At 46.5% G+C, this 17,943-nt stretch carries 8 protein-coding genes; 4 read left to right on the top strand and 4 right to left on the bottom strand.

Annotated elements, in window-relative coordinates:
- Positions 1-11 precede the first annotated feature (11 nt).
- Positions 12-686: a S1 family peptidase gene (locus tag AC3WRW_RS11745; RefSeq protein WP_492546505.1), complete on the top strand. Its 675-nt coding sequence runs from the start codon at positions 12-14 to the stop codon at positions 684-686.
- A gap of 786 nt (positions 687-1,472) precedes the next feature.
- A complete protein-coding gene (locus AC3WRW_RS11740) occupies positions 1,473-3,680 on the top strand; it encodes a bifunctional 2',3'-cyclic-nucleotide 2'-phosphodiesterase/3'-nucleotidase (protein WP_492546572.1) in 2,208 nt (735 codons plus the stop codon).
- A 56-nt stretch (positions 3,681-3,736) separates the two neighbouring features.
- Here the strand turns inward: AC3WRW_RS11740 and AC3WRW_RS11735 are convergent, their stop codons facing one another.
- From AC3WRW_RS11735 to deoB, 4 genes are read right to left on the bottom strand one after another with little or no spacing between them, the layout of a single operon-like run.
- Entirely contained in the window at positions 3,737-5,038 is a 1,302-nt protein-coding gene (locus AC3WRW_RS11735; RefSeq protein ID WP_492546504.1) for a pyrimidine-nucleoside phosphorylase, read from the bottom strand.
- Between the two features lies 1 nt (position 5,039).
- Positions 5,040-5,864 (bottom strand): purine-nucleoside phosphorylase, encoded by an 825-nt coding sequence (locus AC3WRW_RS11730; RefSeq protein ID WP_492546503.1) that lies wholly within the window; start codon positions 5,862-5,864, stop codon positions 5,040-5,042.
- 25 nt (positions 5,865-5,889) lie between these two features.
- Entirely contained in the window at positions 5,890-6,708 is an 819-nt protein-coding gene (locus tag AC3WRW_RS11725) for a purine-nucleoside phosphorylase (protein WP_492546502.1), read from the bottom strand.
- A 10-nt stretch (positions 6,709-6,718) separates the two neighbouring features.
- Complete coding sequence (deoB, locus tag AC3WRW_RS11720) at positions 6,719-7,900, bottom strand: phosphopentomutase (RefSeq protein WP_492546571.1); 1,182 nt, start codon at positions 7,898-7,900, stop codon at positions 6,719-6,721.
- Between the two features lie 546 nt (positions 7,901-8,446).
- Here deoB and AC3WRW_RS11715 point away from each other — a divergent pair.
- Positions 8,447-14,779, top strand: a complete 6,333-nt coding sequence (locus AC3WRW_RS11715) for a dockerin type I domain-containing protein (protein ID WP_492546501.1) — start codon at positions 8,447-8,449, stop codon at positions 14,777-14,779.
- A gap of 79 nt (positions 14,780-14,858) precedes the next feature.
- Complete coding sequence (locus AC3WRW_RS11710; RefSeq protein ID WP_492546500.1) at positions 14,859-17,840, top strand: S-layer homology domain-containing protein; 2,982 nt, start codon at positions 14,859-14,861, stop codon at positions 17,838-17,840.
- Positions 17,841-17,943 lie beyond the last annotated feature (103 nt).

The raw sequence follows: 17,943 nt of genomic DNA, 5'->3' as shown, positions 1-17,943 counted from the left end.
CGGTATAGACCATGAAAAGAAAAATAGCTGCGATAGGTTTGCTCCTGTTAATGCTCTCCTGCCTGAGCTTTTTCGTACGGGCGAATGCGGATGAGGCGGCGACTTATAACGCAGAGGAGATTTACGAGCGCGCGGAAGGCGCGGTGTTCTACCTCCGGGCTTTGAACGGTGACAATACGTTGAAAGCCTCCGGTACCGGGGTGATGATATCCACGGACGGCATCGCGGCAACGGCATACCATGTGATCGCAGATGCCGATCACCTGGAAGCTGTTTTCGGCGACGGACGCAAGGTTTCTTCGATCGAAGTGCTCGGCGTCGATGACCAGACGGATGCGGCGGTCTTGAAGCTGCCTGCAGCGGAGGGGAAGGAGTCGTATAACGCTCTTCGAGTCAGGGGAACGGCGGTAAAGCATGGCGAGAAAGTGTTCGCCATCGGATACCCGATGAAAGATACGCCGATCATTACTGAGGGGATTATCAACTCCCCGAAGGCGGAGATTAACGGGCGGGACCGCATTCTGACCTCGGCGCAAATCGCCAGCGGAATGTCCGGAGGCCCGGTGATCGACCGGTACGGGCGTTTGGCCGGGATCGTGTCCGGGTCCATGCGAACGATGAACAATATTCATCTGGTCATTCCAATGGAGCAGCTGCAATTGCTGCTGCCGGCATCGGCCAAGTAACGGAATATGTGAGAAGAAGCCGGCTCGCCTTAGGGTGAGTCGGCTTTTTTGGTATGGAAAAAGAGACATGATCCGGTTGTTTGGGGAAGCGAAGGTTGCCTCTTATCACATGTCGGAGCGATGAGTCTCAATGACTCACTGGAAGGGAAGGAAAAGGAAGGGAAGCAAGGGAAGGGGAACTACAGTGCGTTATTTTGCTAGAAACATCCCTTTCGGCATGGGAAAAGGAACTGCGTTCCGCTATTTCGCCATTCGAGCAGCTAGTTCGATCTTTGAGCCGAAATAAGGCCCTGTAGTTCTCCTCGAGCGCCTGAAATTCCGCTTTTTTCCGAAATAAGGGAATGGAGTTCCCACAATAGGGGATGCATTTTCAAATCAACAAAGATCCGACGAATCTCTACGAATAAACAATTGTAAACAATCGATTTCATCGAATTTCATTGACACGAAGCGAACTTTCGAAGCGATTCCGATAGGTTGGAGAATTAAGGATATTTTATGGATTATTTTGGCTGAAAGTGTTTACAATAACAGCAAACTTGAATTATATTAAGTCTATCAAATGTAAAAACCATATTTTACAAATGATCCAGTTGTGGGGAGAAGTTGATTGGAGTGTAGTACTTTATGATTGGGAGGTTGTGTAGGAAAACGGAGAGTGTGTAAGAAATAAGGTTTCGTCTGGTGTTAAATGAACAAAGGTTGATTAATTTCAAGGAGGAATTGCAATTGAAAAAGAAAGCGCTTTATTTACGAAACGGTTTAACGGCATCCCTAACATGCGCCATGCTGGTTGCGCCAATGACCTTGGCTTCAGCGGATGAAGCGAAGGGCACCGAGCTAAAATTACGCATCATGGAAACGACGGACATTCATGCGAACATTGTGAATTACGATTATTACAAAGACAGTTCGACAGACGAGTTTGGCTTAGTGAAAACGGCAACTTTAATCAATAAGTATCGCCAAGAGGCCAAAAACAGCCTGTTATTCGATAATGGCGATCTACTGCAAGGGAACCCGCTTGGCGATCTCATGGCAAAAATCAAACCGCTGAAAGATGGCGAGACGCATCCAGTATATAAAGCTATGAACCTGCTAAACTATGACGCAGGGAATATCGGTAACCATGAATTTAACTATGGGCTTGATTTCTTGCAGCGCAGTTTGAAAGGCGCTAAATTTCCATATGTCAATTCCAACGTGTACATAGATGACCAAAGCGGCAAAAATTATTTTACACCTTATCTTCTATTGGATCGCACCTTTGTAGATGAAAAAGGGCAGGAGCAAAAGCTGAAAGTCGGCGTGATCGGCTTCGTGCCTCCACAGGTGACGCAGTGGGATAAAGCTAATCTTGAAGGTAAAGTCATAGCTAAGGATATCATTGAATCTGCCAATAAATTCGTTCCTAAAATGAAAGAGGAAGGAGCGGATATCATTGTAGCGATCGCTCATACCGGCTTCGGAACGGTCGAAGCGACAGGCGGTGAAGAGAACGCGGCGTATCTGTTAAGCAAAGTTCCTGGTATTGATTCAATTCTATTCGGGCATGCGCACGTCGTTTTCCCTGCTGATAAATTTGCCGGACCGACAGGCGTGGATTTGGCCAAAGCGGGTGTCGATATGAAGAAAGGGACAATCAACGGAGTTGCTGCAGTCGAGCCGGGCTTCTGGGGAGATAACTTAGGGGTTATCGATCTCAGTTTGCAAAAGGTGGATGGCAAGTGGAAGGTTGCGGATTCACAATCCAGAGTAATACCGATTTACGATAAAGCGAATAAAAAGCCGCTAGTGGAAGCGGATCAAACGGTGCTGGACAGCGTCAAAAGCGAACATGAGGCGACTTTGGATTATGTGCGAGGCCCGGTAGGTACTTCGACTGCGCCGATCAACAGTTATTTTGCATTGATTCAAGATGATCCTTCGATCCAATTGGTAACCAACGCGCAAAAATGGTACGTAGAAGAACACATCCAAGGAACGGAATTAGACGGCATTCCCGTGCTTTCCGCAGGTGCTCCATTCAAAGCAGGCGGTCGCGGTGGCGTAAGCTACTACACGGATATCCCGGCCGGCAACCTTGCTGTGAAGAACATGGCTGATCTCTATGTGTATCCGAATACGCTCAACGCAGTTCTGGTCACGGGAGAACAGTTGAAAAACTGGTTGGAAATGTCCGCAGGCCAATTCAACCAAATTGACCCGGGCAAAGAGGGTGAACAACCTTTAGTCAATCTTAACTTTCCTACATATAATTTTGATGTCATTGACGGTGTAACTTATCAAATTGATGTCACACAGCCGGCAAAATACGATACAGGCGGGAAAATTAAAAATGCCGATGCAAGCCGTATTCAAAATTTGAGCTATAACGGTAAACCGGTGGATCCTAAACAGAAGTTTATCGTTGCTACGAATAACTACCGCGCAAGCGGAGGCGGGAATTTCGATGGTGCAAACGGTAAAACGATTGTCATCAGTTCTCCGGACGAGAACCGTCAAATTGTTATTGATTATATTCGTGAGCATGGAACGGTAAATCCGTCTGCGGATAACAATTGGTCTTTAGCGCCAATCAAGGGTAACGCTACCGTGACATTCGAATCTTCGCCGAAAGCCATTCCTTTTGCTGAGCAGCTTGGCAATCTGACCTACCTCAGCACGGATAAAGAGAGCGGATTTGCCAAATTCGCCATGAAGACGGAAAAGGCCGCTGAACCGGCTAAGGACTCTGTAAAACCGGAGCCAGTCCAATCAACAGATGCTCCAGCTGCACCGGCTCAGCCGGCACCAGCACCAGCACCAGCACCTGCTCCTGCAACTGACGCAGCGGCTTCGGATGAAATTTATATCGTGAAGTCAGGCGATGTTCTTTCGAGAATTGCCAAAAGCTACGGCATGGACTGGAAGGAACTGGCAGCCTATAACAACCTGAAAAACCCGCATCTGATTTTTATTGGCCAACAAATCCGAATTCCTGCAAAGAAATAAAGAAGAAAAGTCGTGGTGCACCGAATCGGTGTCCCCACGACTTTTTTGCATAGAAGTTATTGAATGATGTCATAGATCAAAGCAGACTCTTCGCAGGCATCGCTTTGGATGTCGAAAGCTTGCTCGATTTTCTGCGCGATCGCCGCGACATCTTCTTGGTTCGCATGAAGAATGGCAATGGTCTCGCCTTGACGAACGGCATGCCCGACTTTCTTCGTGAGCACGACGCCAACGGCCAGATCAATAGACGACTCCTTCGTCGGTCTACCAGCGCCCAACTGCATCGCCGCCACGCCGATTTCTTCGGCTTGAATGGCATGGATATAACCGTCCGCAGGAGCGGTTACATGTATTTGATACGGCGCTTGAGGCAGCTTCGCCGGATCGTCGATAACCTCGGCTGTCCCGCCTTGCGCGACAACGAACTGCTTGAGCACCTCGAGCGCCTTGCCGCTGCGGATCAATTCCTCGAGCAGCTGGTAGCCTTCCTCGAAGCTTTCGGCTTTACCGCCGAGAACGACCATGTGCGCGCCTAATGTAAGCACTAGGCGAGTTAAGTCCTCAGGACCTTTGCCGCGCAGCGTATCGATAGCTTCCTTGATCTCTAAGGAGTTGCCCACGGCGTAGCCAAGTGGCTGGCTCATGTCGCTAATGATCGCGACGGTATGCCGGCCGAGCTCGCGGCCGATGTCGACCATGGCAGAGGCAAGCGCTCTGGCCTCATCGAGCGACTTCATGAAGGCGCCTGCGCCTGTTTTGACGTCCAGAACAATGGCATCTGCGCCTGCGGCAATTTTTTTGCTCATGATCGAGCTGGCGATCAAGGGGATCGAGTCTACGGTGGCTGTCACGTCGCGAAGACCGTATAATTTTTTGTCAGCAGGAGTTAGATTGCCGCTTTGACCGATTACCGCTATTTTGAACTCGTTGACGTTATGGATGAATTCCTCGGCAGACAATTCGACATGGAAACCGGGAATGGCTTCCAGCTTATCGATGGTTCCGCCTGTGTGTCCCAGCCCTCTGCCGGACATTTTGGCTACCGGAATGCCGGCTGCCGCTACCAGCGGAGCAAGAATGATGGTTGTTGTATCGCCAACGCCGCCGGTGCTGTGCTTATCTACTTTAACGCCTTCGATTGGAGAAAGGTCCACGGTATCGCCTGACAGAGTCATCGCCATGGTTAGGTTGGCAACTTCCTCTGATGTCATTCCTTTAAAATAGACAGCCATAGCCCATGCGGACAACTGGTAGTCCGGTATGTCCCCTTTCGTATATCCCTCGATAATGAAATCAATCTCCGTTTTGCTTAAAACGCCGCCATCTCTTTTCTTGGCGATTAGGTCGACCATCCGCATGTTAATTCACCCCGCCTGTGATTTCTTTAATAAGTGCAATGAACTTGGGTCTCGCCTCAGCGGCAACCTTAACGACTTGCTCATGCGTTAAAGGCTCCAGATGCTCTCCGATCGCCATATCGGTAATACAGGTAATTCCCACGACTTGCATGCCGCAATGATTGGCAGCAATCACTTCAGGGACGGTGGACATGCCGATCGCATCTCCGCCAATCCCTGCGAGCATCTTCAATTCAGCCGGTGTGCAGTAAGTAGGACCTGAGACGCTGACATAAACGCCTTGCTGCAAAGGAATGTTCAATTCAGCGGCTTTGGCTTCTGCCATTGCTCTAAGCTTGCGGTTGTAAGCCTCCGACATATCCGGGAAACGTGGGCCCAGCTCGGCGATATTAGGCCCAATCAGCGGATTGGCACCTGTGAAGTTGATATGATCCGTGATTAGCATAAGATCGCCTGCTGCGAAGGAAGGATTCATCCCGCCGGCAGCATTCGTGACAATCAGCGTCTCAATGCCCAGCAGTTTCATGACGTAAACCGGGAAAACAACTTCCTGCATAGGGTAGCCTTCATAGAAGTGGAAGCGGCCTTTCATCACAAGCACGATTTTGTCTTGAAGCTGACCGACGACGAGTTCCCCGGAATGACCTTCCACGGTAGAAGTCGGGAAATGGGGGATTTTCTCGTAAGGAATGACAGTAGGGTTCAGGACCTCATCTGCAAGTACGCCTAATCCTGAGCCTAGAATCATTCCGATTTCCGGTTGTACAGGTATAGATTCACGAATAAAAGAAGCTGCTTCAGCTAATTTTTTTAACAAATTATCCATCTGTAATGCCTCCTGAGCGTTGTTGTTATAGGTTAGCAATGATTGCCTTCATGTATCTTAAGAATGAGCTTTTCACTTGGGCAGCGGTTTCCATTACTTCATCATGGGATAAAGGTTGAGGGAGTATGCCGGCAGCCATATTCGTAATACAGGAAATGCCCAGCACATCGATTCCGGAATGTCTGGCCGCAATGACCTCCGGCACGGTTGACATGCCTACGGCATCGCCGCCAAGTTTGCGCAGCATTCTGATTTCAGCCGGTGTCTCATAAGTCGGACCCGACATCATAGCATAGACGCCTTCTGCGACAGCAAGCTCTTGCTTGAGCGCAACTTTTTTGGCCAGCTCAATGAGCTTAGGCGCATAGGGTCTGGACATATCGGGGAACCTCACGCCAAGATGAGGGTCGTTGGGACCGATCAACGGATTGTCGAAAGCAAAATTCAGATGATCGTTAATAATCATCAGCTGCCCCTGGTGCAATCCGGTATGCAAAGCTCCGGCTGCGTTGGTGACAATCATTTGCCTAACTCCGAGCGCCTTCATGACGCGCACCGGATATGTGATTTTTTCTTGGGAATAGCCTTCATAGTAATGAAAACGCCCCTGCATCGCGACGACTTGTTTGCCCATTAGCTCGCCAATGACCAAACGACCGGCATGACCTTCTACCGTTGAGACAGGGAAATGGGGGATATCTTCATATGGAATCGAAACCCCATTCACAATTTCATCGGCAAGCGCGCCGAGGCCTGAACCGAGAATCAAACCGACAGAGGGCCTGATGTTCGTAATTAAGGGGAGGATATGTACAGCTGCTTCAAGGATCTTAGTGTTGTTCATGCTTTAAACCTCATTTCATAATGGATAAGAAGCTAGTGCCGTACAAGGGCATTGTCACCTTGAAATTATCAGCAATCGTAGCTCCTACATCCGCAAAGGAATTCCGAATGCCGAGTGAACGGCTTTCGTTTAAACCGTGGTGATAAACAAGCAGTGGCACATACTCCCGGGTATGATCCGTTCCGTGGTGCGTAGGATCGTTGCCGTGATCGGCTGTCAGGATCAAGAGATCGGTTTGGCGCAGCTTCTGATAAATTTCCGGAAGTCTGGCGTCAAATTGCTCGAGTGCCTGTCCATAACCTTTGGGATCCCGGCGATGCCCGTATAGAGCGTCGAAATCTACAAGGTTCGTGAAGCAAAGGCCGTTAAACTCGGTATCCAACGTTTGAAGCAGCTTGTCAACGCCATCCATGTTGGATTTGCTTTTAATCGATTGGGTAATGCCTTCTTCTGCGTAGATATCTGATATTTTGCCGATGCCTATCACATCGAAATCGCTTTCATTTAGCGCATTCAGAACAGTTGGCCCAAGTGGTTTGACGGAATAGTCCCTACGGTTGGAAGTGCGTACCCAAGCGCCGGGCTGTCCCGTGAACGGTCTGGCAATTACACGTCCGACGAAGTATTCATCCACGAGTGTCAGCTCTCTAGCTGTTTCGCAAATGCGATAAAGCTCTTCCAGCGGAACAATATCCTCATGCGCGGCAATTTGCAGCACGCTGTCGGCAGATGTATACACAATGACATCCCCTGTCTCCACGTGGAGCTTGCCGTATTCATCCAGTATTTCTGTGCCTGATGCGGGAATATTGCCAATAACCTTGCGTCCGATGCGCTGCTCGAAAGCTTGAATGAGCGGAGCGGGGAAACCTTGGGGATAGGTTTGAAACGGAACTTCAACTTTCAAGCCCATGAGCTCCCAGTGTCCGGTCGTTGTATCTTTGCCTATGGATATTTCGTTCATTTTGCCATAGAGCCCTTTGGGAGAAGTTGCTGCCGGAACTCCTTGCAATTCTTCGATATTTCCAAGTCCGAGAGCGGCCATATTTGGCAGGTGCAAACCATTTAACGTTTCAGCGATATGACCCAAGGTATGTGCGCCAGTATCGTTATATTGGCCGGCATCCGGAAGTTCTCCAATTCCTACGCTATCTAAGACGATGAGGAAAATCCTTTCAAAATTTGGCAATATGAAAACCTCCTTCGTAACATATTCTCATCATATCTGATTGGGTGAACAAATGTAAATATTATATTGGTATAAATTTCATAAGTTTTTTATACATGACAAATTTATTGGTATCTTGCATAGATTCTCAGGCTGGATAAGGCGAATTTCCAAAAGTTCTGAAAGGACGAATAAAACTCTTAACAGTACCTTAACAATAAGCTAATATATACAAAACAAATAAAGTTTAAAGTGTAACTATAGACCTAGGAAAATTGTTTACTTACAAACGGCAATGATTTATATTGGTATTATCAATTGTAAAACGCTATCTTCGCAAATGTTCGATATTTTTACAATTGTGAGAATATTTTCCGAAAAAAGGGGAAAGCGCTATCATTTTTTTAGGAGGTGGTGGTGTAGCAGTCGAGGAGGTAGGTTGTAAACTAATATAGCGAGGTTTGTACGGGTATCAATGGGCTTTTGGCGAGGCGCAATTGGTAGCTGAATTGGCGGCGTTTCTTGTGACGGTTTTTTTGTTGTGCGATTTTATAAGGAGGTAGTGCCTAAATGTTTAGAAAGATAGGGAAGTACAGAAAATGGTATAGCCTTGCTATGACTATTGTTATGCTTTTCTCGATGATACCGCTAGCTGCTACGGCTGCTCAGGGAGACCTGGTCACTTTGGCTAAGTGGGACTTCAATGCTTCTGCGGCAACCCCGACAGGTGGAGTACTATCAGGCAGCGCCAGTAGTGTAACAGCTGGTAACGGACCGGTACTGCAAGCCTATGCTGCTGGAGTCACCGGTGGAGCTGATAAAGCAATCAACGCAAATGGCTGGGATAAAGGCGGCGGATATTGGTCAGCGTCATTTGTTACAACAGGATACTCTAATATTGTGTTATCCTCAAAACAATATGGCTCCAGCACGGGACCGAAAGAATTTAAGGTGCAATATAGTCTAGACGGCACTTCTTGGAAAGATATCTCCAATGGTTCTTACAACGTAGCATCCGATTGGGTTGCCGGAGTAATCAATAATCTTCCTTTGCCTTCAGAGACTGCAAATAAACCAAACGTATACGTTAGATGGTTGAACACATCCTCTGTTTCTATCGGTAACGGAACTGTTGGAAGTTCGGGAACAAATAGAATAGATGATATCATCATCACCGCTACGGAGGGGTTACCAACACCAGCACCTACTCTTGGGGGCTTTACATGGAACCAAGGTAGTACAAGCGGTACGACAGTAGCTACAGCTGTTCCAAGCGGAACGCTGAAATATACAGTAGGCGCGGCTGGATCTCAAACGCAACCTAATGTTGGCGATACTGTAACGGCTAGCACATATGGCCCGGCAGTGAATGTTGATATCGCAGTAACAAGCGGTCAACACATCTTCATCACTAGAATCGATGACCAGAACAAAGTTACGGATTGGGTAGATGTACCGGTGCTTGATGCTAATATCAAACCGGCTACGGCACCGCAAGCACCTGTACTTACAGGCTTTACTTGGGGTAAAGGTACTGCCAATGGTACTACACAAGCTACGGTTGTTCCTTCTGGAACTCTGAAATATGTCGTGGGCGCTGCAGGATCGCAATCTCGTCCGTATGTAGGGGATCCGGCAACTGCTTATACGCTTAATTTAACGGCACTTACGGATATCGCGGTAACAAGCGGTCAACATATTTTCGTTGTGAAGCTTGATGCTCAAAACAAAATTACCGACTGGGCTGACGTAGCCGTACAAGATACTGATATTAAACCGATTCCGGTGAAAACAGCGAATCCGGTTATCGCTAATATTACATTTGGTACGTTAACAACAGTTTCCGGTTCGGCAGGCGCAGTAACAGCGAACTCGACCGTTTCTCTTTACCTGGATTCCACTTCGCCAACTCCGGTAACGACTACAACGGCTGCTGCAAACGGTTCGTTCAGCATCACATTTACAAACACAGATTCAGTCAAAAAGATTTATCTCACGGCAAAAGATGGCAGCAACAGCGAGAGCGATAAAGTAGCTGTAGATTTATTCACAATTACTAAAATCAAAGACCTTAGAGTTAACGATGCTAATGGTGTGAATACATTAGCGAGCCCTGTTAATACAAATGCGCTGTACACGATTGAAGGCGTTGCTACAATTAAAAACAATGTCATCGGTTCAACGAATAACAATTATTATATTCAAGATGATACAAGCGGCGTCAATATTTACTCGGGTACCGCACCAGGCTTCCAAATCGATGCAGGTACAAAAGTTCGTCTGACAGGTTATTTGCAATTTTATCAAGGTTTATTGGAATTTACACCTACGGCAAGCGTTAATTTAGGTACTGCTCCTGTACCTGCTCCGCGGTTAACGGATATCGTGGATTTAACCACTTATGCGACAGGTGAGCCGTTAGAAGGAATCTTAGTTACAGTTACAGGTAAAGTTGCAAGCTCGGTTGCATCCGGAGCCAACTTTAACGTGACACTCGTTGATGCTAATAACAAGTCAGTCATTGTACGCGTCATCACCGCAGCAGCTCCAACGCTTGGCGCGGGAATCAATGTTGCTACAGATTTAGTTGTAGGAAGCACGTACACCGTGACAGGTATTGTAGGACAAAACAAATCAGCAACTCCTTTCACTTCCGGTTATCAAATTTTCCCGAGAAGCAAATCTGACGTTGTTGGTGTGTTAAGCTTCGCTCACGAACCTATCACACAAGTGTACAAAGATGTAGATCTATCTTTTACTGCACAAGCACAAAACGCTCAGTCCGTTGACTTCTATTACAGAGCGAAAGGCGATACAAGCTATACCAAAGTCGCCATGATTACGACAGACAATACAAACTACACAGCTAATATCTTGAAAGACTCTGTTCCAGCGGCCGGCTTCGAGTATTACATTGAAGCTAAAGCAGGTGCACAGGTTCAATCGTCCGGAGATTCTGGGAACCCGAACAAAGTGTCGGTCATCGTGGATACAGATGGCCCAACTTATTCCAAAATGCTTCCTACGCAAGGACAAAAAACGGAAAGCAAACTGCCGGATATTTCCTTGACGCTGTCCGATCCGAGCGGTGTTGACAAAAGCTCCATTGTTGTAAAAATGGATGGGACAACGATCCCTTCTCAGTATGTTACAACGGTTGGCACTGATGTTTCCGTAGCGCTTCAGACGGATCTGTCCGTTGGGACACATACCATTTTTGTAAGTTCGAAAGATATGCTGGGTAACCCAAGCACGGTTTCATGGAGTTTTGAAGTTATTCCACCGTTCACAGGCGGCAATCATTATCGCGGAACGACGCACAATCACACGAATATTTCCCATGACGCCGCGGGCGATCCGGAAACGGCTTTGAAAGAAGCTGAAAAATATCACTACGATTGGTTTGCATTCTCCGACCACTCTCATGATATCGACTCCAGCCTTGCTTCTTCGGATAACGTCATCAATAAAGGCGGCATGACCGAAAGAACTGGCGGCAGCGACTGGCAGCTTACTCAAAAGCTAGCTAAGGATTATACGCAAAATGATAAGTTCGTTGTATTCCCTGCTTTTGAAATGACTTCCACAACATGGGGTCACTCCAACGTATTCGGTACGACGAATTTCATCGATCGCGTTGTGAATGGCGGAGCTTATCAGAACCTGAACAATTACTATGCATGGGTAATGACTTACGACGATATCGTCGCACAGTTCAACCACCCTGCGATGTCTGCGAATGCGTTTGATAACTTCATTCCATACGACAAAAACGTAGACAAACTGTTCACGATGCTAGAAGTAGGTAATGGTTCAGGCCACTACGGATATGCGAATGCACAGGATAAGTTCTTTAATGCATTGGATCTTGGCTGGCACGTTGCTCCTACGTATGGTGAAGATAACCATGACGCAACATGGGGTCAAACGATGAAGCGTACTGTTATCGTCGCGAAAGATCTTTCTCAAGAATCTTTGCTTAGCTCCATGAAAAACATGCACGTTTATTTCACAGAAGATCCGAACATGACGTTGGACTTCTCGGCAAACGGTTATTACATGGGCTCGATTCTAGACAGACAAAATCTTGATTTCCATATTACAGGAAGCGATAATGTCGCGGAGTCCCCGAATAGCCCGGATTATAAATTTTTGCCAAAAGGCTACAAGTCGAACGACAATATTGCAAAAGTAGAGCTTATCACGAACGGTGGCAGGGTAATTGATACTTATATCCCTTCCACAGATTCAACTTCCTTTGAATGGAACCCTAAGGTTAATGTTGTGGGTGCACAGCAATGGTTCGTTGTAAAAGTAACTCAAAAAGACGGCGACCAAGCTTACTCTGCTCCGATCTGGACCAAAGAAGTGAATCCTGACGTACGTTTGAGCGGCATTGAAGTTGTTGGCGATGCGATCACAGGCGGAAGCCCGGCAACGATTAAAGCTCTTGTAAGTAATCTTGGTAAAACAGTTGCAAGCAATTTGAATGTTCACCTGTATTATGATCAAGCAGACGCTGCTCATAAAATTGGTGATTATACAATTGCAGACCTAGCGGCTAAAACGATGGGATATGCAACCTTTAACTGGAATAATCCAGTCAGTGGCGATATTACATTTATCGCCGTCGTGGACCCGCCAGCTGGAGATGATACGAAGGATAATACCTTCCAAAGGCCATTTAAGATCAAGCCTCCGTTAGGCATTACTGTTATGCTAGATGGTGCGCACGGAAACGAGAACTCATCTGGCGATTCAGGAACTTATAAAGACAATTTCAAAACGATGATTAAAATTCTACAAACAGAAGGTTATACATTTGTAGAAAATAAAGTGCCGATTACGCCAGCTGTTCTATCAGGTGTTAAGGTGCTTATGATCTCGCATCCGAAAACGGCGTTGACGGCTTCGGAGCAAACGGCTGTTGCAGACTTTGTAAAAGGCGGCGGTTCATTGCTGTTAACGGAGAAGAGCAACAACAGTGCGGATCCTACAATTAATAACCCTATTCTCCAAGCTATTGGATCGGATATTCGAGTCAATAACGACGGCGTATTCGACGATAGTAAAGACGGCAACTTCTGGGGCGATCCTAAAGTCAGTCCGTATGCTGTAAAAGCTTATCCTGAACCTGTTGCCAACTATATGACAGATATTGTGAGAACAATAGAATATTATAGCGGTTCAAGCTTGTATAAAGCTGACGGAACGAAGTTGACGGACAGCAGTAACGTTACACTCTTGGTTAAAGGGAACAAAACAACGTATCAAAGCAACCTGAAAGGTGGAGCTGTAGTTTATAATACAGACACCAATAGCAACAACGGGGCAGGAATACCGCTGATTGCATCCGAGCAAATCGGTAAGGGACGCATTGTTGTTTCGGGGATGAACATTTTCAACGACAAGCAGCAAGATACAACCTTTAACTACAAAGGAAACCCAAGATTCACATTGAACGTTTACAATTGGTTGGCAGGCCGGGATACGGTTGTGTCCAAAATTGGAGATGTTCGAAACTTGCCTGACGAGAAAGATGCAGTGATTGAAGGTACGGTTACATCGGCCGCAGGCGTTTTCTATGACGCTGTGTACGTTCAAGATGAAACTGGCGGAATTATGGCATTTAATCAGATCCCAGACGGATCGCTTAAATTGGGCGATAAAGTCCGTGTCTACGGTCACACCAAAACATTTGAGAACAACAAAGAACTAGAGTTTGGTGAATACTTGGATAGCTTCATTAAGTTGAATAAAACACCAGGAACACCAATTGCTCCAAAAGTAGCGAGTACGAAAGATTCTACGAATGAAACGAACCAAGGGCTTTTGGTAAAAGTAGAAGGGAAAGTTCAATCCATTGAGGATGGCGGCCTATCCTTCAACATTGACGACGGCAGCGGACCGGTGCTTGTCTTCACAGATGGTTATATTGCTACCCAGTCAGGTCCGGCTCCAAACGTTAAAGTCGGTGACACGCTCCAAGCAGTAGGTCTTGCAGGCAAATACTCTGCTGGAACTCGGATTCGTGTTCGTGACACCAAAGAGTTGATTGTGACTGCAAAAGGCAATACCGTTTCTTCGACGCTGAGTGGAACGGATAAAGTGACGGTCGGCGGTTCATTCGATACGAAATTTGGATTAACGAATGTAACAAGCGAATTGTATGCGCAGGATATTACATTTACCTATGATCCTGCCAAAGTAGAGTTTGTCTCAGCTGAATCAGTTAGAAATGGATTCGAGCTTGTAGACAAGTCGGAAAAAGCGGGCGAAGTTCGACTCATTGCTGCAAGTTTAGGAGAGGGCAATGCGGTTAGCTCAAGTGGCGATTTATTGGTACTCCATTGGAAAGCCAAAAATATCGTCACACCACAGACGACGATAGCTATCTCAAATGTGTTAGTCTCTAATGCAGATGGCACTGAATCGCAATTACTTGGTGCTTCCCTCAATGTTCAGATTGAAGCTGCAGTAGATAAGTCGGCATTGAACACTTTGATTGCGAGTGCTCAAGGTGTGCATAATGCAGCAGTTGAAGGCACTTTGGCCGGCAACTATCCTGTTGGATCAAAAGCCACCCTGCTTGCTGCTATTACAAGTGCGCAAACCGTTTCCAGCAGTGGAACTGCTAAGCAACAAGATGTCGATCTTGCTGTAACCGCACTGAATACGGCACTGCAATCCTTTAAGGATTCTGTGGTCAAAGCGATTCAGGGAGATGTCAATGGTGACGGTAAAATTTCAATCGCAGACTTAGGAATTGTGGCTAGGTATTATGGTAAAAAATCCACAGATGCGAACTGGAATATTTACAAAATTGCAGATGTCAACAATGATGGAAAAATTGACATTGAAGATATTGCGTTCGTAGCCAAAAAGATTCTTGATCCTAACTAATAACTTATCATTTTAACAAATAGGAGGAAGGCAGCAATGCCCTCCTCCTACTCTTTTGAAAGAGAGGAGAAATCCTGCAATGAAACGAATTCATAAATTAATTACATTCCTCCTCATAGCCTTCATGTTTTTATTTTCGCTGCCTCCGCAGTTTGCTTCAGCGGTGGAACCTGCCTACTCGATAATGATTTTAAACGATAAGCCAATATCCATTGGCGATGAGGTTCAAGTTGCCGTGACGGGGATTGACCTTGTTGATGTTTATGCCTATGAACTCAATCTTGATTTCGATCCCAATCTTTTGGAGTTTAAACCTGGGAGCGATAAGACCCTAATTCCTGGGTTCCGAGTTCCTGCAATCGTTGATGCAACAGGAGGCCATCTTCAATTTGCCCATTCCAGAATTGGGGCTGTGCCAGGTGACAACGGTAATTTAGGCTTGCTCAATGTATCGTTTATCGCGAAGGGATTAGGAGCGGCTTCAATAAAAATTAGAAATGTAAAACTTGTGGACAGCAACTTGGAAGCTAAAGAAAACGATGCAAAAGTAAATAAGACTCTTGAAATTCTCAAAAGCTCAGCGAATGTTGCTGCTGGTATAACGACGATTCCAGCGCCTGCGAAAGAGGCCACGAAGTTAGTGTTGCCAGATGTTCCGTCAGAATTTACTGTGGCGATTAAGAGCTCAAGCAACACTGCGGTTATTGCATTAGACGGGACAATTGTTCCGCAAACCATAGAATCGACGGTGGATCTCGTATTGGAAGTAACGAGAACATTGGATGGTACGAAAGCAAGCACGGGGATTATTCCTGTGAAAGTACCGGCGAAAAGCGCAGCTCCAGGGACGACGGCTGCGGAGATTGCAACGGCGATAACGTCAATCCCAGCACCTGCGCAAGACGCTAAACAATTGGTATTGCCGGGAATGCCCGATGGATTTACATTAGCCATCAAGAGTTCTAGTAACGAAGCGGTAATTGCAACAAACGGGACAATCGTTCCGCCAATTGCAGAAACAACAGTGAATCTCGTGTTGGAAGTAACCAGAACTTCGGATGGTACGAAAGCGTCTACTGTGAGTATTCCGGTGCTAGTACCGGCGAAAAGCAAGACGGCTGCAGAGATTGCCGAGACAATAACGTCTATTCCGACGCCTGTGAAAGACGCTTATAAGTTAGTGCTGCCAGATGTACCGACAGGATATAAAGTGGCCGTCCAGAGCTCCAGTAACGAAGCGGTTATTGCAACAAACGGGACGATCGTTCCGCCAATTGCAGAAACAACGGTGAATCTCGTATTGGAAGTAACGAGATTATCGGATGGCACGAAAGCGAATACGGTGAGTATTCCGGTGGTAGTACCTGCGAAAAGCAAGACGGCTAAGGATGTTGCTAATGGAATAACGTCAATTTCCACGCCTGCGCAAGACGCTCAAAAGTTAGTGTTGCCGGATGTACCGTCAGGATTTGTAGTGGCTATCGAGAGTTCCAGTAACGAAGCGGTTATTGCACTAGACGGAACAATTAAACGTCCTGCTGCAGATACAACGGTGAATCTCGTTTTGAAAGTAACGAGAACTTTGGATGGTACCCAAGCGAGTACGGTGAGTATTCCTGTGATCGTACCGGCGAAAACGGCAGAGGATGTTGCCAAGTCAATAACGTCAATATCCACGCCTGCAAAAGACGGAAGAACGCTAGTGCTGCCGAACGTACCGGAAGGGTTTACTAGGGCGATTAAGAGTTCAAGTAACACCGCGGTTATTGCATTAGACGGAACAGTTTATCCTCCTGTTGCAGAAACAACAGTGAATATCGTGTTAGAAGTAACAAGAACTTCGGATGGTTCGAAAGCGAGTACTGCTAGTATTCCGGTGAAAGTGCCGGCGCAAACTGCGCAAGGTAGTTCTGGCGGAGGCGGTGGAGATGAAACTCCTATAAGTCCACCAGGTACTCATATAGTAACACGTGGTGAATTAAGCAAATCTCCGGAAAACGGTAAATTGGTTATCCCATTGTCGGGAGACGTGAAGCAAATTACGCTTCCTTCTAATGCGACCGAACTGCTTGGTCAAAATCAGCTTGAGATTAAGACGGATAAATTAACTTTAGACATCCCCGTTGATTTGATTAAACAGCTAACGAGCGGATTATCTGCAGAAACATTGAAAGATAGTACGATCTCGCTGCTATTTGAGCCGCTTTCGGTGTCTGCGGCGAAGGATGTAGTAGCCAAAGGGCAATTGGAATCTCAAGCGGATATTAAGCTTAACGGCGAAGTTTACGAATTCAAATTGTCTGTCACGAAAGCGGATGGATCAACAGCCGCGGTGCTGACGAAATTTGATAAACCGATTACGATTCGCATTAAAGTGGACGCTTCGCTGAATCCGAAATTAGCGGGAATCTATTATATTGCTGATGACGGTAAACTTGAATACATTGGCGGAAAATACAGCGACGGTGAAATGGTTGCACAAATCAGCCACTTCAGTAAGTATGCCGTACTGGAAGTCACGAAGAACTTCAGCGATGTGCCTAAGGATCATTGGGCAGTGAATGTCATCAAAGAATTAGCAGCCAAACAAATTGTGAATGGAACAAGCGCAACGACGTTTGAGCCGGAGCGCAGTGTAACTCGCGCAGAATTCACTTCGCTGCTGGTCAGAGCATTGAAGCTTACCGCAACAGGACAGCTTTCATTTACCGATGTTAAGTCCAGCGATTGGTATGCAGAATCGGTAGCCATTGCCGTAAAAGCGGAAATTGTGAATGGGAAAAGCGAAGATGTTTTCGACCCGAATGCGCAAATTACCCGTGAGGAAATGGTTACGATGATGATGCGGGCCTATGTGGTTGTTCATGGCAGCATGCCTGCGGCTCCTGCAGACACGTTATTTACAGACGAAGCTCAGATTTCTTCCTGGGCGGCAGCATTTGTGAATCAAGCTGCTGCGCTTCATCTGGTGCAAGGCCGTCAAGATGGCATATTCGAACCGCAGGGTATTACTTCTCGCGCAGAAGCAGCTCAAGTTATCTACAATTTATTGAATAAATAAAATGTTTTTTGCCATAAAATTCATGCTGAAAGTTAAGGTGCCAATCGAAGGATTGGCACCTTGGCTATTGTGTGATTTGGTAAAAAATAGGGATGAACAAATG

The organism is Paenibacillus sp. FW126-R14, assembly GCF_058789495.1.
The sequence above is the reverse complement of the archived record's forward strand: the minus strand, read 5'-3'. Positions and strand labels throughout refer to the sequence as shown.